This is a genomic window from Streptomyces anthophorae, assembly GCF_049310305.1.
Lineage (GTDB): Bacteria > Actinomycetota > Actinomycetes > Streptomycetales > Streptomycetaceae > Streptomyces.
Genome location: NZ_JBLWQQ010000001.1, coordinates 6,099,419 through 6,125,299 on the forward strand (window position 1 = coordinate 6,099,419; position 25,881 = coordinate 6,125,299).

The 25,881-nt window shown below is 71.8% G+C and carries 22 protein-coding genes, 3 tRNA genes and 1 pseudogene; 12 read left to right on the top strand and 14 right to left on the bottom strand.

The features are described from left to right. Positions 1–58: 58 nt before the first annotated feature. Positions 59–370, bottom strand: a complete 312-nt coding sequence (locus ACNYS0_RS27605; protein ID WP_385756854.1) for a YtxH domain-containing protein — start codon at positions 368–370, stop codon at positions 59–61. Between the two features lie 183 nt (positions 371–553). On the opposite strand from ACNYS0_RS27605, the gene ACNYS0_RS27610 reads away from it, so the two are divergent. From ACNYS0_RS27610 to ACNYS0_RS27620, 3 genes are all read left to right on the top strand, one after another. Further along, positions 554–626 (top strand) — tRNA-Asn (locus ACNYS0_RS27610). Positions 627–631: 5 nt separating this feature from the next. Beyond that, positions 632–704 (top strand) — tRNA-Asn (locus tag ACNYS0_RS27615). A 177-nt stretch (positions 705–881) separates the two neighbouring features. Continuing rightward, positions 882–955, top strand: a tRNA-Ile gene (locus ACNYS0_RS27620). A 115-nt stretch (positions 956–1,070) separates the two neighbouring features. Here ACNYS0_RS27620 and ACNYS0_RS27625 read toward each other — a convergent pair. The 11 genes from ACNYS0_RS27625 to pgfA form a co-directional block, all read right to left on the bottom strand. Beyond that, positions 1,071–2,108, bottom strand: coding sequence for a rod shape-determining protein (locus ACNYS0_RS27625; RefSeq protein WP_422477133.1), 1,038 nt, complete (start codon positions 2,106–2,108; stop codon positions 1,071–1,073). A 483-nt stretch (positions 2,109–2,591) separates the two neighbouring features. Beyond that, positions 2,592–3,182: a hypothetical protein gene (locus ACNYS0_RS27630; protein ID WP_422477134.1), complete on the bottom strand. Its 591-nt coding sequence runs from the start codon at positions 3,180–3,182 to the stop codon at positions 2,592–2,594. Further along, positions 3,154–3,987 (bottom strand): FkbM family methyltransferase, encoded by an 834-nt coding sequence (locus tag ACNYS0_RS27635; protein WP_422477135.1) that lies wholly within the window; start codon positions 3,985–3,987, stop codon positions 3,154–3,156. Before ACNYS0_RS27635 ends, ACNYS0_RS27630 begins: the two co-directional genes overlap by 29 nt. Further along, the gene (locus ACNYS0_RS27640) at positions 3,984–4,226 is read right to left on the bottom strand and encodes a Trm112 family protein (protein WP_422477136.1); all 243 of its coding nucleotides are present in this window, start codon (positions 4,224–4,226) and stop codon (positions 3,984–3,986) included. Before ACNYS0_RS27640 ends, ACNYS0_RS27635 begins: the two co-directional genes overlap by 4 nt. Further along, a complete protein-coding gene (locus ACNYS0_RS27645; protein ID WP_422477137.1) occupies positions 4,216–5,130 on the bottom strand; it encodes a DMT family transporter in 915 nt (304 codons plus the stop codon). Before ACNYS0_RS27645 ends, ACNYS0_RS27640 begins: the two co-directional genes overlap by 11 nt. Positions 5,131–5,136: 6 nt before the next feature. Next, positions 5,137–5,883 carry a class I SAM-dependent methyltransferase gene (locus ACNYS0_RS27650; protein WP_422477138.1) on the bottom strand — a complete coding sequence of 249 codons (747 nt, stop codon included), beginning with the start codon at positions 5,881–5,883 and terminating at the stop codon, positions 5,137–5,139. Further along, entirely contained in the window at positions 5,880–7,178 is a 1,299-nt protein-coding gene (locus ACNYS0_RS27655) for a condensation protein (RefSeq protein WP_422477139.1), read from the bottom strand. The genes ACNYS0_RS27650 and ACNYS0_RS27655 overlap by 4 nt, the downstream gene beginning before the upstream one ends. Continuing rightward, positions 7,175–11,443, bottom strand: coding sequence for an alpha-(1->3)-arabinofuranosyltransferase (locus ACNYS0_RS27660; RefSeq protein WP_422477140.1), 4,269 nt, complete (start codon positions 11,441–11,443; stop codon positions 7,175–7,177). The genes ACNYS0_RS27655 and ACNYS0_RS27660 overlap by 4 nt, the downstream gene beginning before the upstream one ends. Next, a complete protein-coding gene (locus ACNYS0_RS27665; protein ID WP_422477141.1) occupies positions 11,440–12,201 on the bottom strand; it encodes a class I SAM-dependent methyltransferase in 762 nt (253 codons plus the stop codon). Before ACNYS0_RS27665 ends, ACNYS0_RS27660 begins: the two co-directional genes overlap by 4 nt. Beyond that, complete coding sequence (locus tag ACNYS0_RS27670) at positions 12,198–13,349, bottom strand: glycosyltransferase family 4 protein (protein WP_422477142.1); 1,152 nt, start codon at positions 13,347–13,349, stop codon at positions 12,198–12,200. Before ACNYS0_RS27670 ends, ACNYS0_RS27665 begins: the two co-directional genes overlap by 4 nt. 181 nt (positions 13,350–13,530) lie before the next feature. Then, positions 13,531–14,541: a cell envelope lipid trafficking protein PgfA gene (gene pgfA, locus ACNYS0_RS27675; RefSeq protein ID WP_422477143.1), complete on the bottom strand. Its 1,011-nt coding sequence runs from the start codon at positions 14,539–14,541 to the stop codon at positions 13,531–13,533. A 233-nt stretch (positions 14,542–14,774) separates the two neighbouring features. On the opposite strand from pgfA, the gene ACNYS0_RS27680 reads away from it, so the two are divergent. The 8 genes from ACNYS0_RS27680 (at position 14,775) to arfA (ending at position 22,805) form a co-directional block, all read left to right on the top strand. Continuing rightward, positions 14,775–14,927, top strand: coding sequence for a hypothetical protein (locus ACNYS0_RS27680; RefSeq protein WP_422407177.1), 153 nt, complete (start codon positions 14,775–14,777; stop codon positions 14,925–14,927). 4 nt (positions 14,928–14,931) lie between these two features. Continuing rightward, positions 14,932–16,161, top strand: coding sequence for a PucR family transcriptional regulator (locus tag ACNYS0_RS27685; RefSeq protein ID WP_422477144.1), 1,230 nt, complete (start codon positions 14,932–14,934; stop codon positions 16,159–16,161). Between the two features lie 111 nt (positions 16,162–16,272). After that, positions 16,273–17,049 (top strand): IclR family transcriptional regulator, encoded by a 777-nt coding sequence (locus ACNYS0_RS27690; RefSeq protein ID WP_422477145.1) that lies wholly within the window; start codon positions 16,273–16,275, stop codon positions 17,047–17,049. Next, complete coding sequence (locus ACNYS0_RS27695; RefSeq protein WP_422477146.1) at positions 17,046–17,894, top strand: SMP-30/gluconolactonase/LRE family protein; 849 nt, start codon at positions 17,046–17,048, stop codon at positions 17,892–17,894. The genes ACNYS0_RS27690 and ACNYS0_RS27695 overlap by 4 nt, the downstream gene beginning before the upstream one ends. A gap of 180 nt (positions 17,895–18,074) precedes the next feature. Next, positions 18,075–19,424 carry an extracellular solute-binding protein gene (locus tag ACNYS0_RS27700; RefSeq protein WP_422477147.1) on the top strand — a complete coding sequence of 450 codons (1,350 nt, stop codon included), beginning with the start codon at positions 18,075–18,077 and terminating at the stop codon, positions 19,422–19,424. Next, a complete protein-coding gene (locus ACNYS0_RS27705) occupies positions 19,421–20,362 on the top strand; it encodes a carbohydrate ABC transporter permease (protein WP_422477148.1) in 942 nt (313 codons plus the stop codon). The genes ACNYS0_RS27700 and ACNYS0_RS27705 overlap by 4 nt, the downstream gene beginning before the upstream one ends. Continuing rightward, positions 20,359–21,222: a carbohydrate ABC transporter permease gene (locus ACNYS0_RS27710; RefSeq protein WP_422477149.1), complete on the top strand. Its 864-nt coding sequence runs from the start codon at positions 20,359–20,361 to the stop codon at positions 21,220–21,222. The genes ACNYS0_RS27705 and ACNYS0_RS27710 overlap by 4 nt, the downstream gene beginning before the upstream one ends. 77 nt (positions 21,223–21,299) lie before the next feature. Next, positions 21,300–22,805: an arabinosylfuranosidase ArfA gene (gene arfA, locus ACNYS0_RS27715; RefSeq protein WP_422477150.1), complete on the top strand. Its 1,506-nt coding sequence runs from the start codon at positions 21,300–21,302 to the stop codon at positions 22,803–22,805. Positions 22,806–23,060: 255 nt separating this feature from the next. On the opposite strand, the gene ACNYS0_RS27720 is transcribed toward arfA, so the two are convergent. Then, the gene (locus ACNYS0_RS27720; protein WP_422477151.1) at positions 23,061–24,014 is read right to left on the bottom strand and encodes a sulfite exporter TauE/SafE family protein; all 954 of its coding nucleotides are present in this window, start codon (positions 24,012–24,014) and stop codon (positions 23,061–23,063) included. A 96-nt stretch (positions 24,015–24,110) separates the two neighbouring features. On the opposite strand from ACNYS0_RS27720, the gene ACNYS0_RS27725 reads away from it, so the two are divergent. Beyond that, positions 24,111–24,575 (top strand): RrF2 family transcriptional regulator, encoded by a 465-nt coding sequence (locus ACNYS0_RS27725; RefSeq protein ID WP_422477152.1) that lies wholly within the window; start codon positions 24,111–24,113, stop codon positions 24,573–24,575. Between the two features lie 12 nt (positions 24,576–24,587). On the opposite strand, the pseudogene ACNYS0_RS27730 reads toward ACNYS0_RS27725, so the two are convergent. After that, a pseudogene (locus ACNYS0_RS27730) lies at positions 24,588–25,793 on the bottom strand (pyridoxal phosphate-dependent aminotransferase); the annotation flags it as partial. Positions 25,794–25,881 lie beyond the last annotated feature (88 nt).

Genomic DNA, 25,881 nt, shown 5'->3' on the forward strand with positions numbered 1-25,881 from the left:
TCTGCCGTACCGCCGGACGCTTCCGTGCCGTGCGGTCCGGGCCGTGCGGTCCGGGGCGTCAGGTGTTGCTGGTGCCCCAGTCGTCGGTCGCCCCGTCGTCGGCGGGGCCGCCGCGCTCGCGCAGCGTGCGCACCCGGTCGGCGACCGAGTCCGGCACCTTGCTCTCGACCTTCTCGCTCACCGAGTGGAAGGCCTTGCCCGCGACGTTCCGCGTCTGCTGCGCCGCCGACTCCGCCGTATTGCGCACGGCCGGGTTCTGGGCGATCTCGCGCGCGGACTTCTTCAGCTTCTCGTAGCGCTCCCGCCCTGCCCTCGTGCCCAGTACGTAACCCAGGGCCAGACCGGCGATGAATGTGAGCCGATAGCGCATGGTCGGCCACCCTTTCCGTAGCGAGGCGTTCGTGGTCGGTGCGGTCCGTTTCGGAGCTTGTCGATCTCCTGGGGGGTACCGATTGGCGGACCACCCCCCTGCTTGCGCTAATGTATGTGTCGCAGCGAGCGCGCGCCGCCTGGCAAGTACCCAGGTGGCTTCGTTCGAAGCAAACGAGGTCATTCCCCTGTAGCTCAATTGGCAGAGCAGCCGGCTGTTAACCGGCAGGTTACTGGTTCGAGTCCAGTCGGGGGAGCTCGATCTCCTGTAGCTCAATTGGCAGAGCAGCCGGCTGTTAACCGGCAGGTTACTGGTTCGAGTCCAGTCGGGAGAGCTGTGAACAAGTCCCTCCGGAGTCCACTCCGGGGGGACTTTTCTTGCCTGGTGGAACCGTGCGCGCACGGGCGGAGTCCTCATGGTCGTGCAGAGCCGGACCATCCGAGGCAGGAGATCGTATGAGCGGCTATGCTGCGGCAGACGGCGCGCACACTTGTACGCGCCACGCCGAGACGGGGCGGTAGCTCAGCCGGTTAGAGCAGCGGACTCATAATCCGTCGGCCGTGGGTTCGAGTCCCACCCGCCCCACCGCACGTACGCAGCGCAGAAACGATGCGACCGGTTCGTACACGGACTGATGGCCCGTCACGGCAACCGTGACGGGCCATCAGTCGTTCCGGTGGTCGGGCTCGGGGATCCCGGGTCAGTCGGCCAGCGGGTTCAGCTCCATCGGCTGGATCCTGCCCTCCAGCATCTCGCCGAGACCCCGCACCGCGCACACGTCGGGGCGTTCGGCGATGTGCACGGGGACGCCCGTCGCGGTCCGCAGCATCTGGTCGAGGCCGGGCAGCAGGGCGGAGCCGCCGACCATCATGATCCCGCGCTCCGCGAGGTCGGCGACCAGGTCGGGCGGGCAGTCGCGCAGCACCCTGCCGATGCCGTCGAGGACGGCGGTGAGCGGGGTGTGGATCGCGCTGCGCACGGCGGCGGTGTCCACGTGCACCGAACGGGCCAGGCCCGTCGCCACGTCGCGGCCGTGGATCTCGGTCTGCTCCGGCCCCAGCGGGGTGAGGCCGTTGCCGCTCAGGGCGACCTGGAGGGGGCGTACGGACTGGGACGGCAGCATCAGGGCGTGGTGCTGGCGCAGATGCTGGACGACCGCGTGGTCGATGGCGTCGCCGCCGACCGGGATGCGGGCCGCCGTCACGATCGAGCCGAGCGAGAGGACCGCGATCTGGGTGGTGGCCGCCCCGCAGACGATGATCATCGTGGCCTCGGGCTGCTCCACCGGCAGGCCGCAGCCGACGGCGGCCGCGATCAGGGTGTCGACCAGTTCCACACGGCGGGCGCCGAGGCCGACGAGGGTCTCGACGGCGGCGCGCTGGGCCAGCGGGTCGGCGTCGTGCGGCACGGCGGCCGCGGCGCGCAGCCGGGGCTTGCGGCGCAGGGCGCGGCGGAGCTTGTCGCCGAGCAGGTGGCGCAGCATCCGCTGGGCCATCTCGATGTCGACGACCGTGCCGCCGGAGACGGGGCGTACGACGCGGATGTAGTGCGGGGTGCGGCCGGTCATCTTCTCGGCGAAGTCGCCGACCGCGATCAGGGCGCCGGTGCGGGTGTTGACCGCGGCGGCGCTCGGTTCATCGACGACGAGGCCCGCGCCCTTCACGTACACGCGGGTGCGCGCGGCACCCAGATCGACGGCGAAGTGGCAGCGGCGCAACTGCTCCAGACTGGCGGTCATGGCAGATCCTCCCGAGAGCGCGGACCGTGGTGGGCTCGCCGGGCGGCGACCCTTCTGGCATCCTGCGGTCGCGCGCGCGAGTGCGCTCGCTGGAGTAGGCCGGGCGGGTCCACAAACGCCGGGGCGCCGCCTCCCGTGGGACGAGGGAGACGGCGCCGCTTCGGTGTCCGACGGTGTTACACCAGCCAGCCGAGGAAGTGGGCGAGGCCGGCGACGATGTCGGTGATGACGTTCATGTGACGCGTTCTCCTAGCGATGATGCACAGTGCACAGGGGGTGCAACGTGCATGTGGGACTTGGGACTTGAGATGTGCATCGCGATGCGGTCGCTACGGTCTGCAGCCCGTTGCTTGCGCACCGTAAGCATCGTTGTTCACGTACGCCCCATGCAAACTCTTCGGCGACGACCACCTGTTCAAGGGAACAACTGCGCCCGTGTTCGTATCGGGTGTTCGTATCGGGTGTTCTTCCGCTCGTGCGCTTTCAGGCCTCGTACCAGCGCTGGAGCAGGCCCCAGGTGAACTCCGCCCGCACCTCGCGCGGTGTCCCCTGCTCGTCCGGGGCCCGGAACGCCAGGCCCCAGCGGGTGGGCGCCGAGCCCTCCAGGGGGCGGGCCGGGGCGAAGGCGCGGGCCGCCTCGTCCACCGTGCAGGACCACGGCGTCAGATCGGCGAGGGTGCGCAGGACCGGGCCCGGGGCGCCGGGGGCGCGGATCAGCCACTCGTTCCAGATCCCGCCCGTGGGCGCGAGCAGTACCTCGAAGCGCAGGTCGGGCCAGAGCGGCACCGGCCACAGCAGTGCCTCGCACTCCAGGTCGCCGACCTTGCGCAGCAGGGTGCGCTCAGGGGCGCCCAGTACCGAGCGGTAGCGGGAGACGGCGGCCCGCGGGTGCCGCGAGTGCAGCTGCGCCTGCCAGCGGCGGTTCGCCTCCCGCATCTCGGCGACGGACGCGCCGAGGTCGGCGCGGGCCGTCTCCACGAGCTCCGGATTGTGGTCCGCCATGCGGCGCAGCAGGACCAGCTGGAAGTCCAGCGGGGTGAAGGGTTCAGCGGGGCGTCCTGGCATGAGCCCCATGGTGGCGTACGCCGCCGGGGGCCCGCCCGTCCGGCAGGAACAGCACCGAGTTCACGTACCGCCGCCGGCGTCCGGCCGGGGTGAGGGCCCGGCGCAGCAGGCCCTGCGAGGCGATGTGGGCGGTGCCGCGCTGATGGGCCGCCAGATCGTAGGAGGGCAGGGGCAGCCAGTCGGTTTCGGTGTCCGGCAGCACCCAGCCCTCGTAGCCCTGCGCGCGCAGATGGGAGACGACCGGCGAGATCGGCTGGATGCGGGTCTCCAGCTCGATGAAGAGGGCGGGCCGGTCGTGGGCGAGCAGGGCGCGGGCGCCGCGCAGCACCCGGAGCTCCGCCCCGTCCACGTCGACCTTGATGAAGTCGACGTCGCGCAGCGCGAGTTCGTCGAGCGTGACGCACGGGACCTCGCGTCCGGTCGGGGCGTGCAGGTCGTCGCGGCGGACGAGGGAGGACACCCCGCGCTCGCCGCGCGCGTCGTGCGGGGGCTGCCACAGCGGGGCCGTGCCGGGGCGGTCGCTGGCCGCCGCGCGGACGACCTCGACGTTCGCGGGTGCGGACGCGGCGAGCACCCGGGCCAGGTGCGGGACCGGTTCGAGGGTGATCACGCGGCGGGCCAGGACCGCGAGGCGGTGGGTCCACGGGCCGTACCAGCCGCCGACGTCCACCGCCGTGCCGCAGGGCCCCGCGGCCGGCAGCATGTCGGCGAGCCGGGTCAGCTCCGGCTCGAAGCGCGGGTACAGGGCGCGGGCCGTCGCCGCGGTCAGCCGGGCGGGCAGCCAGGGGGCGACGCGGGCGGCGACGGTCGTCATGGGAGCGCCCGTTTCGCCTGCTCGGCGCGGTGCAGGAGCTGCTCGTGCTCGCCCTCGGGGACCTGTTCGCCGGACGACGGCAGGAGCTGCGGGATGCCGTCGACGATGGGGTAGCGGCGGTGCAGCCGGGGGTTGTAGAGGCAGTCGCCCGCGTCCCCCTCCGGCGTGGGCAGCAGGAGCAGGGGGCCCTTGTCGAGCGGGCAGGCGAGGATCTTGAGCAGTGGGTCGTCAGGGTTCATGCGGGAGCAACTCCCTCGGCTCTTGGTCCGGTTGTGTGGGGGTGTCGTGTTTCGGCATCAGGAGGAGCACGGCGACCGCGAGGGCCGTGCCGGTCACGCGCAGCGCAAGGCGCACCGGCTCGTGGGGGAGCGACTCGCCGAACGCGAGGGTGCCGAGGACCGCCGTGAACAGGCAGGTCACCGTGGTGCACACCGGCACGATCAGCGAGGCGCGGCAGCGTTGCAGGGCCGCCTGCGACATGACGAGCCCGAACGCGCCCGTGCACATCAGCAGATACGGGTACGGGGAGACGAACAGTGCCGGGACGTCCGGGAGCACACCCGACACACCCTTGATGGCGAGCGAGCTGACCCCGTAGAGCAGGCCGACCGCGACCCCGTACTCGACGCCCGTGGTCGGGAGCCGGTGGCGGTGCCGCGCGCGGCGCTCCGCGGCGGCGTACAGGGACAGGCCCGCCGCGAGCGACGGCACGCACACCAGGAGGATGAGGGGTGCCGGCGAGGCGTGCCCCACCGCGTCGGTGTCCTCCTGGAGCGAGAGCACCACCATGAGCAGCGCCGCCAGGATCGCGGCGATGGCGTAGCGCTCGCGGCCCGAGGTGCGTTCGCCGAGCAGCCGGGCCGACAGGAGCAGGAGCAGCACCAGGCCCGAGACGAAGATTCCCTGCGCGGCGGCGATGGGAAGCGTGCGGTAGACCGCCAGTTGGGCGCCGAAGCCGGAGGCCAGGGCGATGGATCCGGCCAGCCACAGCGGGCTCGTCACCACCTGGCGCAGGAGGTGGGCGGGGCGGCGCACGCTCACCTCGGGCAGCCGGGTGAGGGCCCGCTTCTCCAGGACGAAGCCGACGCTGTAGAGCGTGTTGGCGAGCAGTGCCGCGCCGACTCCCCATGCCACGGCGGGCATCGCCGCTCACGTCCTTCGCGCGTGCAGGAGAAGGATCGAGGCGAGGGACGGGGCCGCGCAGGCGAGCCGGTCGAGGGGGCGCAGGGGGCGGGGCACCCCGTGGAACGGCGCCCCGGTGAGCCCTACGACCTCGAAGCCCGAGGCGGCGACGAACTCCTTCAGGGCGCGCGGCGTGTAGAGGCGCAGATGGCCCACGACCTCGGTGCCCGGCCTGCCGTGGACCGCGCGCAGGCTCACCTCCGAGAAGACGGGCTGCACTCCGGCGAGGAGCAGTGCCCTGTTGTACCAGGCGGCCAGGTTCGGGGTGGACAGCATCAGGTGGCCGCCCGGACGCAGGACGCGGCGGATCTCGTCGAGCGCCGCGTCGGGGTCGACGAGGTGCTCGATCACCTCGGAGAGCAGGACCGCGTCGGCGGACGCGGCCGCGAACGGCAGCCCGTGGCCCGTCAGTTCGCCGCGTACGACACCGGGGACGCGGCGGGCCGCGCGGCGCAGCGCGTCCTGCGACCAGTCGACGCCGATGAGGCGGTGGCCGTCGGATCCGGTGAGGAGGCGGGCGGTGGTGGCCGCGGCCGTGCCGTCGCCGCAGCCGATGTCCAGGACGGTGGCGTTGCGGCTGCCGGACAGGGCGGCGGCGAGGACGCGGGCCTGGCGGCGGGTGCGGGGCGTGCCGGAGGCCACCGGGACGTCCGGGTTCTCGTAGAAGTCCCTCAAGTCCCGCGGTGGGGAGTCGAGTTCGGGATGCGTGGTCATGGTGCCTCCTCCTGCGTCGCGTGGAGGTGCTGCTCGAACAGGTCGCGCAGGCGGGCCCCGTCGCCGGGGCCGAGCAGGGTGCGCGACCAGCGCAGGGCCAGATGGAGCCGGCCCGCGGTGGACGCCGTCGTGAAGGTGAGGCCGCGCGGCATGCGGGCCGGGGCGGAGAACCAGACGGCGCGGGCGCGGCCGCCGTCGCCGAAGTCCAGGGGGTAGGGGACGCGGCCGATGTTGCTGAGCAGGGTGGTCGACGTCCACGGGGCCGCCGCCGCGCGCAGCGCCCGGGTGGCGGCGGCGCGCCAGGCGACCGGGGCGTACGGGCTGGTCAACAGGGCGGCTCCGTGCCCGAGTTGGGGGCGCGGCAGGGACTTCAGGGCGGCGGTTCTGGTGGCGGTGAGGCGGAGGAGTTCGGGGGTCGGTGACGTCAACTCCGCCGGTGTGAGCGCGACTTCGACCAGGCGGGTGCCGTTGCCGATGGGCATCGTCGTGTCGCGCGGGCGGTCGTCCACCGGCATCGTGACGCGCAGCGGGCGGCGGGTGTGGTGCGTGCCGTGTTCCTCGTTCCAGTCGGCGATGGTGCGGGCCGTGGCCACCATCAGCTGGTCGTTGACCGTGTACGGGGCGCCCTTGGGGCGGCGCGGCACCGACAGTTCGGTGACCAGGAGGCCGTTGCCGGGGCGGGGGTCAGGGGTTCCGGCGGAGACCCGGGCCGGGCGGGACCAGGGGGAGGGCGGGTCCTGCGGGGGACGGGGACTCAGGAGCGGGGCAGCGGTTGGCGGCGGGGAGTTGTCGCGGCCGGAGTAGAGCTCCGCCGCGGTGGCGACGACGCGCAGGCAGGCGGGGCCGTCCAGGGCCGTGTGGTTGATCGTGACGAACAGGACGGTAGTGCGGGTCTTCGGGTCCTCCACCGCCTCCAGACGGATGGGCGGGGACGCGGTGAGGGGTGGGGCGTCGGCGAGGGAGCGGATGCGGGCCTGGTGCAGGGCGTCGGGGGTGGGGGGCGGGAACGAGACGGGCGGTACGTCCGGGGTGCGGGTCAGTTCCCACTCGTAGCGGCTGCTGTACCAGTGGCGGGGGGCCTCGCGCATGAGGATGCGGGGGTGGTGGTGGAGGGCTTCCGTGAACGCGTGGGTGAGGCGGGTGGGGTCGAGGCGGGCGGTGAGGTGGATCTCGATGTGGACGGTTTCCGGTTCGCGGTCCTGGAGGCAGTGGCGGGAGACCTCGTCGACGGTCGGGAAGGGGATTCGGGTGGTCCGGTCCCCGCTTCCGTTGGTGGGGCGGTCCAGTGTGGTCATGGGGTGCTCCCTGGGGATGCGGGTTTCGGTGGGAGCGGGGGTGTCCGGTCGGGGGAGGTCGCCCCCTCCTCCCCTTCCCGTCCCGTCGTGGGGGCTTCGCCCCGGGTGGTCGCGGACTCGGGGCTCTGCCCCGGACCCCGCGCCTCAAGCGCCGGCGGGGCTTGATTGTCCGGGCCTTGCGCTTCCAGGTCCGGAGGCGCTGATCTTGTGGTCACCAGCGCTGCGAACAAGGCCACCAGTGCCAGGAGTTGGGCTGCCGTGCCGTAGGCGCCCGCGCCCTCCCGTACCGGCTCTCCCGCGCCCGTCGCCGCCACCGCTCCCGCCGCCGTCATCGTCAGGAACGCGAGGGGGACCAGGAGGGTGTGGCGCTTCCAGGCGAGGAGGGCGAGGGCCGGGACCAGGGCCGCCCAAGGGCCCGCGATCACGATGCCGACGGCCGTCAGGAGGACCGTGCCGATGATCCAGCCGGGGGCCGGTGGCGGGGCCGGGGGTTCCTGCTCCGTTTCCTTGCGGCGCCACAGGCAGAGCGCGCCGAGAGCCAGGAGCGCCGCGCCGGACGCGAACAGGCCGATCTCGTACGTGCGGGCCGGGGCGTAGGACAGCTTGACCGTGCCGCTCGCTCCGCCGGGGACCAGCCACGCCTGCTGCCAGCCGTCCAGGCGCAGCGAGGTCAGCTTCTTGCCGTCGAGGGTCGCCTCCCAGCCGTCGTTGGCGTTCTCGTACATGGTCAGGTACGTCGCCTCGCCCGCGTCGACCCGTGCCTCGCGGCGGTCGCCGAGCCAGTCGCGGACCGTGAGCCTGCGGGAGGTGGGGGGCGCCTCTGTGGTGGCGGTCGTGTCCGTGAGCGTGAGGTCCGTGAGGGCGAGGGGGCCGGAGGGCGAGGTCCGCAGGGTGTGCGGGCCCGCGGGCAGGTCCAGGGCGTCGCCGCACAGTTTCACGGTGACCGGGCGGCGTTCGGTCAGGGCGCGCAGGGTGCCGCTCGCGGAGGTGCGGTGGCGGGTGCCGTCGACGGTGACCGTCGGGCCCTTGCCGCAGGGGAGGCTGAACTCGCGGTCGGGCGTGGGCTGTTCGACCCGGTACGCGTCGAGGCTCGGGATGTAGGCCTCGGTCAGGCCGACCGGTAGTTGCAGGTCCTCGTCGGCGACCGGGTTGTGGACCTTGAGCCGGGCCGCCTTCGTGATGGTGATGTCCAGGCGGTTCGTGGTGATGGGGTCGAAGCGGGCCACTCCGTTCTTGTCGACACCGGCGACCGCGGCGCCGTCCGGGCTGCTGATCTCGATCTCCTCGGGGCGCGTGGTGAGGCCGCCGGCCCCGGGGAGCACGAGGGTGGAGACGGGCTGCTTGTCCGGCCAGCGCAGGTGGATCGTGGGGTCGTCGCCCGCGATCCAGGCCGTCGTCAGGTCGCCGTCGGTGAGGTTGCGGGGCGTGGTGTTCAGGCCCAGTTCGGCCGTGGAGTCCGCCGTCGCCGTCATCTTGCGGCGCTGGTCGGGGGCGAGGTCGTAGAGGAGCTTGTCGAGCGCGGGGCCCGGGGTGGGGGCGGCCGTCGCCTGGAAGTCGTACGTGGACTCGCCGGTCGTCGTGAAGACGCGGTTCAGGGCGCGCTCGGTGTCGGTGAGGGTGAGGCCGCCGTCGCTCGTGGCGCGATGGAAGGAGTACTGGTCGGCCCGCTCGGAGTCGGCCGGGAGGCGCAGCGCGCGCGTCGCCCTGACGCCGGGGACGTCGATGGACGTGAACCCGGCGCCGGTGAGGCCGGGGCGGGCGCGCTGCGTGTCGAGGATCGTCACGCGCAGCCAATGGGCGGTGCCCGCGGGGGACTTGATCTCCTGGCGTTTGCCGTTCGGCTGGATGTTGGCCGTCGTGGAGCCCTTGTCGGTCTCGATGCGTACGCGGGTCGGGGCCGCCCGCACGTTGTCCTGCGGCAGCGGCGTCAGGTGGATGGCGGCGGGGATCCGGGTCGGGCGGGTGAAGTCGACGCGGACCCATTCGCCGTTGGCGGAGTCGGGGGCGCCCTCCGTCCACGCCGTGTCGGGGTCCTTGTCGAAGGCGTTCACCGGGTCGAACTGGGGCAGGTGCAGGAGCCAGTTGCCGCTGGAGGACGCCGTGACCGAGCGCGCTCCCCGGATGTCGGCCGTCGTCTGGTGGGCCGCGCCGTCGGTCGGGAGGATCTGTTTCGGCGGCTCGCCCGGGTTCTCCGAGGCGTTCGGGCTGTTGCGTTCCGTCGGCGTGTACGGGTACGAGGTGTTGGTGTTGACCAGGCCGAAGCGGGTGTCCGCGCGGCGCAGGCCGTCGGCGGCGATCCGCAGGGCGGGGTTGCCGATGCCGGGGTGGTTGTCGCCGGTCAGGACGGCGGGGCGGTTCAGGAAGGACGGGTCGGCGGAGAGCCGAAGCAGGGCCTCGGGGCCGCCGCCGACCTCCGCCGTGTTCCCGACGGGGAGCAGGCCCGCCTGGCCCGGCCGGCCGGCGTCGCCGCGCGGCGCGTAGATCTCGACGGAGCGGCTGCGCGGGTACAGGCCCTCGATCTGGGCCGGTGTCCTCTCGGCGATGCGGCCGCCCGTGACCTGCGGGCCGAACCCGGTCACCCGGTGAAAGCCCGATTCCGTCAGGGTGCGCTTGACCGTGGCGGTGGGGACGTAGCCGAACTGGTCGGGGTCGAGGTCGTTGCGGACGACCACGTAGTACAGGCCGGACCGGTTCAAGTAGTCCTGGAGGCCCGGTACTTGGGTGCCGCTCATCAGGGCCTGCTCGACCGCGTCCATGGCACGCCGGTTGCCGGGCGTACCGAACGGGACGTAGTCGCGTTGCGCCCAGCGGGAGTCGGCGAGCACGTCGAGCGGCTGGTCGATGGGGGAGCCCCAGGTGTAGATGCCGTGGGCGGTCGCGGGCACGACGAGGGCGCGGGAGTCCGGCGAGTACTTCTTCAGCCAGTCGGCCGTCGTCTGCCAGTACGTGGGGAGCTTCTGGAACGCGCCCGGCTGGAGGATCGAGCCGTTGAGGTACGGCCAGGCGAGGCCCGGCACGATGAGGATCGCGGCGATCAGCGTGGCGTGCCGGCGGGCGCGCAGCGGGCGGGCGCCGCGCGGGTCGGAGGCGACGCCCACGAGGTGGGCGATGCCGAGCGCGAGGGCGAGCGCGATCCCGGTCTGGAACTTGTAGACGTTGCGGAACGGGGCGAGGCCCCCGTCCAGCCACGACCGCACCGTGTCGTGGAAGGGCGCGCCGAGCGAGCCCCCGTATCCCGCGAGGGTGACGAGGGCGGCGGCCATCATGACGAGCAGCAGCCAGCGGCGCTCGGGGAGGTCGCGGCGGGCCAGGCCCGCGAGGCCGATCGCGGCGGCGAGCGCCGAGCAGACGATGACGACCACCGACGTCGCCACGGCCCAGCCGGCGGGCAGCCAGGCGTCGCCCAGGTGCAGATACGCCACCCAGTTGCCGGAGCCGCGCAGCGTCTCCGTCGCGGACATCGTCTCCGTCGTGGTCTGCGCACTCTCCACGTACGGCAGGAAGTTCTCGCCGTGGATGCCGAGCAGGACGAGCGGGACCGTCCACCAGGCCGTCGCGAGGATCACCGACGGGATCCACCAGGCGATCTGGCGGCGCATGCGGGCGGACGGCGGCCGGGAGAGCAGGTACAGGCCCACGGGAAGCAGCGACGCCAGCGTCGAGGAGGCGTTCACGCCGCCCATGAACGGGATCAGGAGCGCCGAGCGGGTCGCCGAAATACGGGCCGTCGTACGGGGGTTGGTGAGCGGGAGCAGCACCCACGGCAGGAACGCGCCGGGCAGCGCGGCGGCCGACGTCGAGCCGACGACGATCGTGAACGTCGGCCACAGCGCGTACGCCACCGCGCCGAGCAGTCGGCTGCGCGGCGAGCCCACCCCGAGGCGTTCGGCGAGCCGCAGGGCGCCCCAGAAGGCGACGGTCACGACGATCGACATCCACAGCCGTTCGGCCAGCCATACGGGTAGCTGAAGGAGGTCGGTCAGTCCGTAGTACGGCAGCATCGGGAAGGCGTAGCCGATGTACTGGTCGGCGATCCCGCCGAAGCCGGCTCTGTCGTGCCACAGCTCCCCGAGGTCACCGAGGAACTTCCAGGGGTCCTGCGACACACCGAGCTTCGTCTCGAACGTCGCCCGCCCCGGCTGCACCGCGCAGAACGCGACGAACAACACGGCCCAGAACGCGAACAGCCAGCGGCGCGCACGCGGACCCGGCTCGGGGTCCGGGTGCGTCGCCGCGGCGGGTGGGGCCTGGACCATGGTCGTCATGGGGCACACCGCCTGAGGATGAGGAGGAGGTTCCAGGTGGCGAACTCGCGCACGCCGGGGACCCGCGTGACCGCCTCCGCGAGGAACGGCCAGTAGCGGGAGCGCGCCGCGACCACGCGCACGTCGTCGCGGGCGCGCACATGGCGCAGAGTGGGGCCGATGTGGTGGGCGAAGAGGTTCTCGCCGAGGGTGTGCTTGGGCGGCCTGCCGGTGCGCCGCCGGTAGCGGGCCTGCGCGCGGTCGGCGCCCAGGTAGTGCCAGGGCGCCCACTCGTGACCGCCCCACGGGGACAGCCAGTTGGTGAACGCGACGTAGATCAGGCCGCCCGGCTTGGTGACCCGGACCAGCTCGCTCACGAACGTGTCGCGGTCGGCGACGTGCTCCAGGACGTTCGAGGAGAACGTGACGTCCGCCGACGCGTCGGGCAGCGGCAGCAGATAGCCGTCCGCGACCACCGTGCCGGCGGGCGGGTCCTGGCCCAGCTCGGTGGTGTCCGGCTCGAAGAGGAGGGCCTGCGCGCCGCGCGCCCGGAACTCGCGGGTGAAGTGTCCGCTGCCGCCGCCCACGTCCACGACGATCTTCCCGGCCACCTTCCCGTACGCCTCCACCTGGTCGGCGGCGTCCCGGGCGAGCAGCGCGTAACAGGTCTCGGGGTCCCGCTGCTCGCGCAGGAACGCCCGGAACAGCGCGAGCGAGCGGGCCGGTGACGGGTCCTTGAACCCGGCACGCCCGTCGTCGACCCCCGTGGCCGCCGTCATGGCGTCCAGCCCCGCACCGCCTCCGCCGCCACCGCGCCGAACTGCCGCACGGTGTGCGCCCATCGGTAGCCCGCGGCCCGCTCCCGGGCCGCCTTGCCCATCAGTTCGCGGCGGTGTCCGGACAGGGCGAGCGTGCACCAGGCCGCCGCGAAGGCCGATTCGCCGTGGGCGAGGAGGCCGGTGACGCCGTCCTCGACGGAGTCGCGCACTCCGGGCACGTCGAAGCCGACCGCCGGGGTGCCGCGCGCCGCCGCCTCGGTGATGACCAGGCCCCAGCCCTCGACCGCCGAGGGGTGCAGCAGCAGCCAGGCCTCGCAGAGCAGGCGGTGCTTCTCGGCCTCGGAGACATGGCCGGTGAACTCGACGCCCTCGCCCGCCAGTTGACGCAGGCGAGGGGCCTCGGGCCCGTCCCCGACGATCACGAGCCGGCCGCCCGTCACCGGACGCACCCGTTCCCACAGGCGAAGGAGCAGGTCGATCCGCTTGTACTCGACGAGCCGGCCCATCGCCAGGAACAGCGGGTCGGGGGAGCGGTCGGCGGCCGGGCCCGGCTCCTCGACGCCGTTCGGCACGAGGCGGATCCGGTCCTGATCGACGCCGATGGCGTGCAGCGCGTGTGCCGTCGACGGCGAGACGGCCACGAGCAGATTGCGGCGCTGCGCCCCGGAGAGCGCCCAGTGTTCGAGTCTTCGGCCGAGGTGGGCCGCGGGCGCGAGCGGTCCGCGCAGGCGCATCCGCCACAGGTCCGTGTGCACGTGGTTGACCAGGCAGAGCGTGGGGCCGCGGTGCCACAGCGGGGCCAGGTACGGCATCCCGTTGCAGACCTCGACGAGCAGATCGCAGTCGCCGACCTGGCGGGCGAAGGCCGAGCGCGCCCGCAGGTAATGGGCGTGCTCCCCGCCCGCGGAGACGACCCTGTAGTCGCGGAAGGCCGCCGGGCCTCCGCACAGCAGCGTCACCTGGTGGCCCTGGCGGGTCAGCCCTTCGGCGAGCCGGTCGACCAGGAGCTCGGAGCCGCCCGCGGCCGGGTTGCCGAGGTCGCGGTGGGCGAGGAACACGATGCGGCGCGGGTGTGGGGGGTCGTGTTGCGGATGCCGCGCGCCGGGTGGGGCCGTGGCGCGCAGCGGGAGGGGCACGTGCTGGGGCATGGGTGCTCCAACTCGTCGGGCGTACGCCGGTGTTCAGGCGTACCTGGGCGTACTGGTAGGTACGGTGCCGAGGCTGTGCGGAGCCTGTGCACGGGGTGGGGAGGGACAGTTTTCGCCCCGCTGTTCGATGCGGCTACTCACCCGCGTGACAAGTTTGGGTCCGTATTCGACTGACGTGCCGTCACATCGTGGACGTCTCCAGGGTCGTCGGGGACGTATCGGGATGTGGACGCTCCGCCCCTTCCGGCTCCGGCCGCCCGCCCCTGCCCCGTACGACCAGCACGAGCCCGGCCGCCACGAGCAGCACGCCGAGCCCACCCGCCGCCAGCGGCAATGTCGTGCCGAGCAGGGTGAGCCGGTCGTTGTCGTCCTCCGCGAGTGCCACCTGTCCGCGCTGCGTGGCCGGGGTGAAGGCGATCTTTTGGCTGTCCAGGAGCACCGCCGCGTCCTTGTCCGTGCCGGGCGCGCGCAGCGTCTTGCGGGGGCCGATGGCCGCGTACAGGACCCGGCCGGTGAGCTGGTCGACGACGAGCTCGACGCGGTGGTTGGCGTACCACTCCTCGGCGAGCACCTGGCCCTTCTTGGGCTGCCCGACGAGCCGCCCCGGCACGAGCCGGGAGCCGGTCCTGGCGGGGGAGACGGTGCCGGTGAACCGGTAGCCCTCGTAGCCCTGGACCTTGGTCACGCCGCTGAAGCGGAGCGGGACCGTCGCGCCGAGGGTGTTGTCCCACCAGGTGTAGGTGCGCTTCTCCACGTGGAAGGGGAACTTCAGGTAGGCCTCGCCGCTGAAGGCGGGCTGCTCGCCGCAGCAGTGCTGGGGCGCGTTGGTCCTCCGGTCGACGACCCAGCGCTCCAGGGTCCACTGGAGCGCGTCGTGCGGGTCCGAGGCCGGCAGCGTCCTCGCGGTGTCGACGGACGTCGCGACGTCCCACACCGCGTTGCCGCTGCGTTCGCTCTCGGCCACGTCGCCGCGGGCCTGCCGGGTGATGACCAGCTTGCGGTCGCGCACGGTCTTGATCTTGTCGGTGTCGAAGTAGCTGCCGGTTCCGGTGAACACGGTCGTCACATCGACGTCGATGCTGGTGCGCTCGGCGCGCGGCTCCACGTACCAGGCGAGCAGCCCCGCGAGGACGAGCAGGAACGTGCCGAGACCTGTTGCGACCAGCGAGAACGGTGAGGCTGTACGGCGCATCCGGCACTCCTGTGAGGAAGGGCATCCGCGCTGATTCGCGGTCGGCCGGTTATGGGCCGGGAACCGTAGACGTACTCTTGACGAAGTGTCAACGTTCTGCGGAGACTGGACACTTGAGACGAACGGCTCGCCGTACGTCGCAATCGCACGGGTGGGGAACGACCTCTGGTGACCTCGATACCCCGATCGGTGGACCGACACGGATCGGGCACGGACGAGAGGCTGACCCTGCGATGAACCGACTGCTCGCCGCCGCGCTGTCCGCGGCCACGGGAGCCGCGCTCGCCCTCGCGGCCGCCTTCGGCGTGCTCGCGTTGATCAACGCGACGCCGGACCAGCCCAACACCCCCCTGGTGACCTACGAGACGCCCGGCCAAGGGGGCTGAGCCGGTGCCGGCCACCACTCGTTCCGCGTGGTGCGACGTGCCGCGGCTCCAGGCCAAGCAGTTCGTGGCGCTCGCCCTCGAAGAGGCACCCCGGCTCGCCCGGGACATCCTCGACGAGATCCACCGGGAGTTCCCCCAACTGCCCGTCGTGCTGGACGAGTCGGGCGAAGCCGTCGCCCTCGTCGGCATCCGGCGCGCCGTCGAGGACTTCGTGCGCGGCTTCGCCGACGGGGCCGCGGACGGCCTCCCGGAGGGCCACGCACCCGCCCTCTTTCAGGAGTTCGGGCGCGGCCAGTCCCTGCACGGCCGCAGCCTCGACTCGCTCCAGGCGATGTACCGGCTCGGCGTGAAGATGGCCTGGCGGCGCCTCGCCGACATCGGGCAGCGGCTGCACATCCCGCCCCCGGCGATGTACGAACTCGCGGAGGCCGGCTACGAGTACCTCGACGGCCTCGTCGACCAGTCGGTCCGCGGTTACGCGGAGGCCGCCGCCCGGCAGGCGGGGGAGCGGCTGCGCCAGCAGCGCAAGCTCATGGACCTGCTCCTCGAAGGGCGCACCGCCGCGCCCCGCGACCCCGTGCAGGCGCTCACCGAACGCGCGGCGCGCGTCGGCTGGCAGGTGCCCGCGCACGTCGCCGTCGGCGTGCTGCTGCGCCCCGCCCGGGACGCGGTCGCCCCCGCCGTGGGGCCCGACGTCCTCCTCGACATGGAGCCGGAGCGGCCCCGGCTCGTCCTGTCCGAACCCGACGCGGCGGGCCGCGCCGACCTGCTGCGCCGCGCACTGTCCGGCTGGACCGGGGCGATCGGGCCGCCCGTCGCACCCGCCGACGCGGCGAAATCGCTGCGCTGGGCGGAGGCCGCCGTCGCCCTCATGGAGCGCGGACTGCTGCCCGACGCGGAAGTGGTGCACTGCACCCAGCACACCCAGGCCCTCGTGCTGCTCCAACCCGAGGAACTCGTCGACGACCTCGCGCGGCGCGCCCTCGAACCCCTCACCCGCTGCGGGCCCACGCACGCGCGCCGGCTCGCCGAGACCCTGCTCGCCTGGCTGGAGACCCGCGGCGGCGCCCCCGAGGTCGCGGCCCGGCTCGGCGTCCACCCGCAGACCGTCCGCTACCGGCTGCGCCAGATCCGCGAGCTGTGGGGCGACGAGGTCGACGACCCGGACCGCCGCTTCGAACTGGAACTGGTGCTCCGCGCCCGGCGCCTCCGGGGGGAGCTCGGCCCTGTGTAGACCGTGTACAGGGCACCGGATCGGCCATTGCCCGGCCAATGCCCCTGTGCTTAGCCTATGTTCGTGATACCGACCGTCTGTTGAAATACCGAACATAGGGAGGGGTCGGTTGTGGGACGTCTCGTACCAGCCGTGACCCGGGCTCTGGACATACTGGAGCTGTTCCTGGACGGGGACGGCACGCTGTCCGCCCCCGACATCGTCCGCAAGCTACAGCTTCCGCGGACCACGGTCCATGAACTGGTCACCACGCTCGCCGCCCGCCAGTACATCGTGCAGGTCCCGGGACAGCCGGGCCGCTACCGCCTCGGCGTGCGCCCCTACCAGCTCGGCAGCCGGTACGCCGAGCAGCTCGACCTCGCCGCCGAGGGGCAGCACGTCGCCCGCGACGTCGCGGAGACCTGCGACGAGACCGTCCACGTGGCGATCCTGGAGGGCACCGACGTCATCTACATCGCGAAGGTCGACTCCACGCACGCCGTGCGCATGGTCTCCGCCGCGGGCCGGCGCCTCCCCGCGCACTGCACCTCGGTCGGCAAGATGCTGCTCGCGTCGCTGCCCGAGGCCGAGCTGAGCGCGCGGATCCCGGACGACGCGGACCTCGTCGCGATGACCGAGAACTCGATCACCGACCCGGCGGCCCTGCGCACGCACCTGGTGGGGGTGCGCGACCGTGGCATCGCCGTCGAGAGCCGCGAGTCGAACACGGACGTGTCGTGCGTCGCCGCGCCCGTGCGCGACCGCACCAACCGGGTCGTCGCCGCGCTCTCCATCTCCGTACCGATGATCCGCTGGAGCGACGCGCGCGAGGAGGAGCTGGCGGGGCTCGCCGCGAAGGGTGCGGCGGACCTCTCCGAGCGCCTCGGCCACCGGGGGGCGGCGCGATGAGGATCCGCGTCGAGGAGGCCGTGCGGGCCTCGGCGGAGCTGGGCGAGGGGCCGACCTGGGACCCGGCCTCCGGCCGCGTGATCTGGGTGGACATCCTCGGCTCCCGCGTGCACACCTACGAGCCCGGCAGCGGCCGCCGCACCGTCATGGCCACGGAGCAGCACGTGGGCGCCGCCAAGCCGCGGGCCGGCGGCGGCCTCGTCGTCAACCTCCGTGACGGCGTGGGGAGTTACGGCCCCGACGGCGCCTTCGCGTGGCTGCACCGCGAGCCCGTCCCGGGCCGGCGCGGCAACGACGCGGCGGTGGCCCCCGACGGCGCGCTGTGGGCGGGCTCGATGCCGTACGACGAGACGCCCGGCGGCGGCAACCTGATCCGCGTCGCGCCCGACGGGGCGGTGGCCGAGGTCCTCGACGACGTCACGATCTCCAACGGCACCGGCTGGAGCCCCGACGGCACGCGCATGTACTACGTCGACACACCGACGGGTCGTATCGACGTCTTCGACGTGGAGGGTGAACGGGTCGGTAATCGCCGGGAGTTGGCGGCGATCGAGGACGGCGCCGGTTCTCCCGACGGACTCACCGTCGACGCGGACGGCTGTGTGTGGGTGGCCCTGTGGGACGGCGCCGCCGTCCGCCGGTACACGCCCGAGGGGCGGCTCGACCGGGTGCTGCCGCTGCCGGTGAGCCGCCCCACGGCCTGTGCCTTCGGCGGCGCGGACCTGGGGGACCTGTACGTGTCGTCCGCACGGGTCGGCCTCGAAGAGCCGGAGCCGCTGGCGGGGTCCCTGCTGGTGGTGCCGGGGGTCGGGCAGGGGCTGGCCCAGGCGGCCTTCGGAGGCTGAGGGTTCGGGCGCCCGTGCCCGGTGATCCCCTGCGGGGCGTACGGCGTTCGCGTCGTGCGCCCCGCACTCTTTTTCCCACGATTCCCGCGCGACCCATTGACGCGCAATCGCTTCGATTTTACGGTCCCGTTCGAAGTTACGAGCGGCATTCGAAATATCGGACACAGGGAGGGGCCGGTTGTGGGACGATCTGGCCTGAACCGCAGACAACTCCTCGCCGGTGCGGGCGGGTTGGCGGTCGCGGGAAGTCTGGGCTTCGCGGCCATGGGGACGGGCGCCGACGCACTCGCCTCGGGAGCCGACACCCGCGTGCGCTACTGGAACCTCTTCAGCGGCGGCGACGGGTACAACATGATCTCGATGCTGAACGACTTCCGGCGTGGGCATCCGGACGTCGACGTGAAGGACTCCACGCTCCAGTGGGGCAATCCGTACTACTCGAAGCTCGCGATGACCGCGTCGGGCGACCGCGCCCCCGACCTCGCCGTGATGCACCTCGGCAGGATCCCCGGCTTCGCGCCCGGCACCCTCCTCGACGCCTGGGACGTCGGACTGCTCGCCAAGTACGGGGTGCGGCAGGAGGACTTCAACCAGGTCCTGTGGAAGCGCGCGACCATCGACGGCAAGCTCTACGGCCTGCCGCTCGACATCCACGTACAGCTCTGCTTCTACCGCAAGGACGTACTGAAGAAGGCCGGGCTGCTCGACGCCGACGGACGGATGACCGAGGTCACCTCCACCGACGCGTGGTTCGACGTGCTGAAGGAGGCCAAGAAGGCGGCCCGGAAGGGTGTGCAGACCCTCGGTCTGAACGTCCAGGACCTCAACATCCAGTGGTGGATGTTCGTCGCCTTCTACACCCAGCTCGGCGGCACCTGGTTCAGCGCCGACCGCACCGAGGTCACCTTCGACACCGACAAGGCCACCCAGGTCCTGGAGTTCCTGCGCAGGCACGTCACCGACGGCTACTCCTTCAAGGGCGCCAAGGGCGCCGAACAGATGGTCAACGGCGCCCCGTTCACCTGGGAGGGCAACTGGTCGGTGCCCGTCTTCGACAGCGCCAAGGTGTCGTACGGGGCGACGCCGCTGCCACCGGTCTTCGGCAGGAAGGCCACCCACGCCGAGTCCCACGCCTTCGTCCTCCCGCACCAGGCCGAGCGCGGCGGCGCCGCCAACGAGGGCGCCCACCAGCTCGCCGCGTACGTCGTCAAGCACGCCCGGAAGTGGGCGCTCGGCGGCCACATCCCCGCGTACACGCCGACCCTGTCGTCGGCCGCGTACCAAAAGATGGAGCCGCAGAGCGAATACGTGTCCGCGATGAACCACATGGCGACCGAGCCGAAGGCCTGGTTCGCGGGCTCCACCGGACTGCTCGGCCAGCGCACCGGGCCGATCGTGATGTCCGCCTCGGCCGGCTCCGCGCGCCCCGAGGCCGCGGCCCGTCGCCTCAAGGGCGCCCTCGCCCAGCTCCTCGCCTCGAAGAACCCGATGGACGGCAAGACGGCCGCCCAGGGAGGTGCGGTCTCATGACGACGACCAGCGCGCAGCCCGTCCTGGCCCCCGCGACCGCGCGGTCCGCCGTGCGGACCGGCACCGTCCGCCGCAAGCAGGGCTTCCAGCACGGCGGATGGTTCGTGGCGCCGTTCCTGGTGCTGTTCGGCCTCTTCGTGATCTGGCCGGTGGTGCGGGGCCTGTACCTCTCGTTCACCGACGCCAACATCTCCGGCGAGGGCGCGAGCTTCATCGGCCTCGACAACTACCGCGAGGCCCTCAAGGACGACATGCTGTGGGACTCGCTCGGCCACAGCGCGTACTTCACGCTCCTGGTCGTGCCCTGCATCACGGTCATGGCGTTCCTGCTCGCGATGCTGGCCCACCACATCGAACGCGGGAAGTGGCTGTGGCGGCTCTGCTTCTTTCTGCCGTTCCTGCTGCCGTCGACCGTCGCGGGCAATCTGTGGGAGTGGCTGTTCAACCCCACCGCGGGCATGGTCAACCACGTCTTCGGCCTGGAGACCGCCTGGCTGGCCGACAAGTCCTACTCGATGCTCGCCGTCGTCATCTGCACCCTGTGGTGGACCGCCGGCTTCAGCTTCCTGCTCTACCTCGCCGCGCTCCAGGGCATCCCGGCCCATCTGTACGAGGCCGCCAGGCTGGACGGCGCGAACGCCTGGCACCGGATGGTCCACATCACGCTGCCGATGCTGCGCAACATCACCGGACTCGTCGTCACGCTCCAGGTCCTGGCCTCGCTCCAGGTCTTCGACCAGGCGGTCGTGATGTTCGACTTCGGGCCGGGACCCGAGGACAGCACCCGCACCTTCGTGCAGTTCACCCTCGAAGAGGGCTTCACCGCCTACCGCGTGGGCTACGCCTCCGCCACCTCCATCATCTTCTTCGTGATCATCGCGTCCGTCGCGCTCGCGCGGATGTGGCTGCTGCGCAACCGTGAGGAGGGCGCCCGATGACCGCCACCGCCCCGCAGATCCGCCTCAAGACTCGCCGCGGCTGGACCGCGAGCCAGATCGTGCTCACCGTCCTCGGGGTGGCCGTGTCCGCGGTGTTCCTCTCGCCGCTGGCCTGGGCCCTGTTCACGTCCCTGAAGTCGGAGACCGAGGCGGTCGCCTCGCCGACGCACTGGCTGCCCGAGAACTGGACCGGGCAGGCCTGGTCCGCCATCTTCGAGACCGGCAACATCACCAACTGGTTCGTCAACTCCGTGGTCGTGTCCGTGTGTGTCACGGCCGTCGTGGTGCTGACCAGCGCGCTCGCCGGATACGGCTTCGCGCGCACCGAGTTCAGGGGCAGGGGTGCCCTGATGGGCCTCGTCATGGCGGGCCTGATGGTCTCGCCCGCCGTGCTGGGCGTGCCGCTGTTCACCACGGTGCAGCAGATGGGGATGGTCGACACGTACTGGGGCATGATCCTGCCGCAGTGCGCGCACGCGTCGATGGTCTACATCCTCTACAAGTTCTTCCAGGGCGTCCCGCGCGAGCTGGAGGAGGCCGCGGCCATCGACGGAGCGGGCCGCTGGCGGATCTTCTTCACCGTCATCCTGCCGCTGTCGCGGCCCTCGCTCGCAGCGGTCGGCATCTTCACGTTCATCAACTCGTGGAACAACTTCCTGTGGCCGTACATGGTCACCCACAACCCCGACCTGATGACCATGCCCAACGGCATCGCGACCATCATGAACTCCTACGGCATTCAGTGGGCCCAGCTGATGGCGGGCGGCCTCATGGCGGGCCTGCCGCTGATCATCGTCTTCGTCTTCTTCCAGCGGCAGATCGTGGCGGGCGTGGCCCACACGGGCCTGGCGGGCCAGTAGCCCCATGCCCCCGGCACCTCGGTAGAGAACCTCAAAGACCCGGTACCTCGGTAGAGAACCTCAAGGAAAGGCACCCATTGCGCACCGCACGCTTCACCCTCGACCCCGCCTTCACCGTCGGCACCGTCAACCCCCGGCTCTTCGGCTCCTTCGTGGAGCACCTCGGCCGCTGCGTCTACACCGGCATCCACGAGCCGGGGCACGAGCACGCGGACGAGGCGGGTCTGCGCACCGATGTCCTGGAACTCGTACGGGAGTTGGGGGTGACGACCATCCGCTACCCCGGCGGCAACTTCGTCTCCGGCTACAAGTGGGAGGACTCGGTCGGCCCCGTCGAGGACCGTCCGGCCCGCCTCGACCTCGCCTGGCGCACCACGGAGTCGAACCGCTTCGGTCTGTCCGAGTACATCGCGTTCCTGCGCAAGCTCGGCCCGCAGGCCGAGCCGATGATGGCGCTCAACCTGGGCACGCGCGGCGTGGCCGAGGCGATAGAGCTCCAGGAGTACGCCAACCACCCCGCCGGCACCGCCCTGTCCGACCTGCGCATCGAGCACGGCGACAAGGACCCCTTCGGCATCCGCCTGTGGTGCCTCGGCAACGAGATGGACGGCCCCTGGCAGACCGGCCACAAGACGGCCGAGGAGTACGGGCGACTGGCCGCCGAGACGGCGCGCGCCATGCGGCAGATCGACCCGGACCTGGAGCTCGTCGCGTGCGGCAGCTCCGGCCAGTCCATGCCCACGTTCGCCGAGTGGGAGGCGAAGGTCCTCGCGGAGACGTACGACCTGGTCGACCACATCTCCCTGCACGCCTACTACCAGGAGCACGACGGAGACCGGGACTCGTTCCTCGCCTCGGCGGTGGACATGGAGTCGTTCATCGAGAACGTGGTGGCGACCTGCGACCACGTCGGCGCGCGCCTCAAGTCCTCGAAGAGGATCAACCTCTCCTTCGACGAGTGGAACGTCTGGTACCAGACGCGCTCCCAGCAGGAAGTGGCGGCGCTCGACTGGCCGGAGGCGCCCCGCCTCCTGGAGGACGTCTACACGGTCACGGACGCCGTCGTCTTCGGCTCACTGCTGATCGCGCTCCTGCGCCACGCGGACCGCGTGACGGTGGCCTGCCTCGCCCAACTCGTCAACGTCATCGCCCCGATCATGACCGAACCCGGCGGCCCGGCCTGGCGGCAGACGACGTTCTACCCGTTCGCCGCGGCGTCGAAGTACGGCAGGGGCGAGGTCCTCGACGTCCGCGTGTCCGGACCCACGTACGACACCCAGCGGCACGACACGGCCGACCTCCTGCACGCCACGGCGGTCCGCGCGGAGGACGGTACGGTCACCGTGTTCGCGGTGAACCGCAGCCAGACGGAGTCGCTCCCGCTCGAAGTGGCCCTGAACGGCCTTGAGTTGGCGCAAATCGTGGAACACAGCGTGCTTTCCGATGCCGACCCGGAAGCCCGCAATACGCTCGCGGAGCCCGAGCGCGTGGTGCCGCATTCGGCGACGACCACGGCTTTGGAGGACGGGAAGCTGAAGGCCTCGCTCGAACCGCTGTCGTGGAATGTGATCCGGCTGGCGTGACCTTCCGCCGAAATAAGAAGGCCATGGTTGTCGCCGACTGATTCAGTTGGTGACAACCATGGCCCTTGAAGGTGCCACCGGAAGTGGTTTCCCAGTTTTCCCGAGGGCCTTCAGTGCGTCCGTAGCCTAGGCCAGCTGCTCGTACACCATGCTCCACCAGCTCTTCGGGTCTGCGAAGGCCAGTGGCTGAGGCGCCGCTGATGGTGCTCGTGCTGGTTGGGCCGCCGGATGGCTGTGTGGTGGTGACGCCGTCGGCTACGCCCGGGAGCTCGCCTCCTGTACGGGCTCTTCCGTGGCGGAGGCGGAGGCAGGGGGTGGGGTCGGGGAGCCCGCCACCACCAGCGAGCGGCTCCGGCGCCCCCGCAGCGTCACCGTCACCCCGAGCGCCGCGAACGCCGCGCACACCAGGAGCAGGGGGATCCCCGAGACTCCCCACATCGCCAGGCCCGAGCCCGCCAGGAGGGTGACCAGGGCCCAGCGCAGTGCCGGGCCGGAGATGCGGGTGGAGAGGAGGGCGCCGCCGATCACGCCCGGGATCGCGCCGATCAGCAGCGTGCCCGCCATGCCGAAGGCGACGTCGCCGAAGATCACGTGGCCGAGGGCCGCCGCCGCGACCACCGGGATGGCCTGGACGAGGTCGGTGCCGACGAGGTGGTTCGCCTTGAGGCGCGGGTGCGCCAGCATCAGCATGACGATGATCAGCGAGCCGGAGCCGACGGACGTCATGCCGACGATGAAGCCGCCGATCAGGCCGATGGCGAGGGTGGCCAGCGGGCGGACCGCCACGTGGGCGTCCTCCGCCTCGTCCGCGCCCGTGCCGCGCCGCGCGTCCAGGCGCATCCGGGCCAGCATCCCGACGACCGCCAGGACGAGCGCGCCCCCGATGACGTACTTCACGCGCTCCTGGAGCTGGTCCCCGTCGCCGAGCAGCCCCAGGCAGAGCGCGCCGAGGACCGCCGCGGGCATCGCCGTCGGCAGCAGCCAGCGCACGATGTCCCAGCGCACGGTCCCCGCCTTCTGGTGCACCGCCGCCCCGAACGGCTTCATGAACACGGACGTGGCCAGGTCGCTGCCGATCGCCGCCGTCGGGTTGACGCCGAACAGCATCACCATGATCGGCGTCATCAGCGCGCCGCCGCCCATGCCGGTGAGACCCACCGCGAGGCCGACGAGGGCACCGGCCACGACTATCGCCCAGGAGAAATCCATGACGGCGACTGTACGCACCATCCCTATGGGAATGGTAGGGATGGCTTCCCTGTCCCAGATGCTGGAAGATCCACGGTCGTCCACCACAATGGCGCCATGAGGATCTCCGCCCGCGCCGACTACGCCGTACGTGCCTGCCTGGAAATCACCGTTCATGCCGAGGGGGACGGTGTGCCGATCAAGGCCGAGGCCGTCGCCGCGGCTCAGGAGATTCCGCACAAGTTCCTGGAGGGGATCCTCAGTGATCTGCGGCGGGGCTGCATCGTCGTGAGCAAGCGGGGCGGCAACGGCGGCTATCTGCTCGCCCGGCCCGCCGACGAGATCACCGTCGCCGACGTCGTGCGAGCGGTCGAGGGGCCCATCGTCTCGGTGCGCGGTGAGCGGCCGAACGCGCTCAGCTACACAGGACCCGCCGAACCGCTGCTCCCGCTGTGGGTGGCGCTGCGGGCCAATGTGCGCAAGATCCTGGAGGGCGTCACGCTCTCGGACCTCGCGCACGACCGGCTGCCGGAACCGGTGCGGGAACTGGCCGAGGACCCCGCCGCCTGGCGCAACCCCTGAGGCTCAGGCCCCCGTGGACCGGATGAGGCGGTCCACCGCCGCCGTGCCCGAGCTGTAGGTGGTCCCTCCGTATCGCTCGGGCACGGCGGCTCCCTTCCCACTCCCCATGAGCGACTCCAGACCGGCCACCAGGCGCAGGACGTCCGGTTGGGGTCGCACCACGAGGCGCAGGAAACTGCTGGACGATCCGATCTTGTTGCCGCACTCGCGCACCAGGACGCCGTGCTCGGCGAGCAGCCGGTCGCGGACCGTCACTCCGTCGACACCGTCCGGCAGGCGCACGTAGAGGAAGTTGCCCTGCGAGGGGTGGACGGTGAGTGCGCGCAGGCGTGCCAGGTGCCAGCGCATGTCCTGGCGGTCGCGGCACACCTGGCGGATGCTGTCGGCGTACTCCTGGCGGTGCTCGCGGAGCATGAAGACGACCGTCTCGGCGAAGGCGTTGAGGTTCCACTTCGGGAGCATCGACCGCACCTTCCCCGCCAGGCCCGGGTTCGCGACCAGGTAGCCGAAGCGCACCCCGTGCAGCCCGAAGTTCTTGCCGAGGCTGCGCAGCACGATCACGTTCGGGCGCAGGACCGCCTCCTGTACGAGGCTGGGGTCCCGGCCGCCCTCGGTGTCGGCGAAGTCGAGGAAGGACTCGTCGATCACGACCAGGTCGAGGTGCCGGAGTTCGTCGATGAGGGTCAGCAGGGCGCGGCGGGGGAGCAGGCCGCCGTCGGGGTTGTTCGGGTTGCAGACGACGGCGCACCGCGAGCCGCGCGCGTGGATGAACTCCGCGTACGCCGCCGGGTCGAGCGCGAACCCGTCGCGTTCGGGCAGCGGGAACATGTCGACCCGCTTGCCCGTCTCCATCGGCTGGTCCGTCCACCGGCCGAACGTCGGCACCGGCACGGCGAGGGACTCGCGGACCAGCAGGTGGTCGATCCAGGTGATGAGCTCGGTCGAGCCGTTGCCCATCGCCACGGTCTGCGGGTTGAGGCCGAGGACCTGGCACAGCTCGGCCGTGATGTGCTCGGCGCTGCTCGGGTAGTACGTCAGGATCTCGGGCAGCCGCGCGCGGAGCGTCTCCAGCATGCCCGGGGTGGGGAAGTAGGGGTTGCAGGGGATGCAGAAGTCGACGACCTCGCCGGCGCCGCCCGCCCCGGCCCGCGTCAGCTGGCCGTAGGAGGGGGAGTGGGCCGTCGAACCCTGGAACAGCGAGACGACGCTTCCGGTCATCACATGCCTCCGCCCGTATCCGTGGTGGCGTGTCATACGGATACGGGCGGGGCGGTGTTCATCTAGAGATGCGGTGTTCACCTAGAGA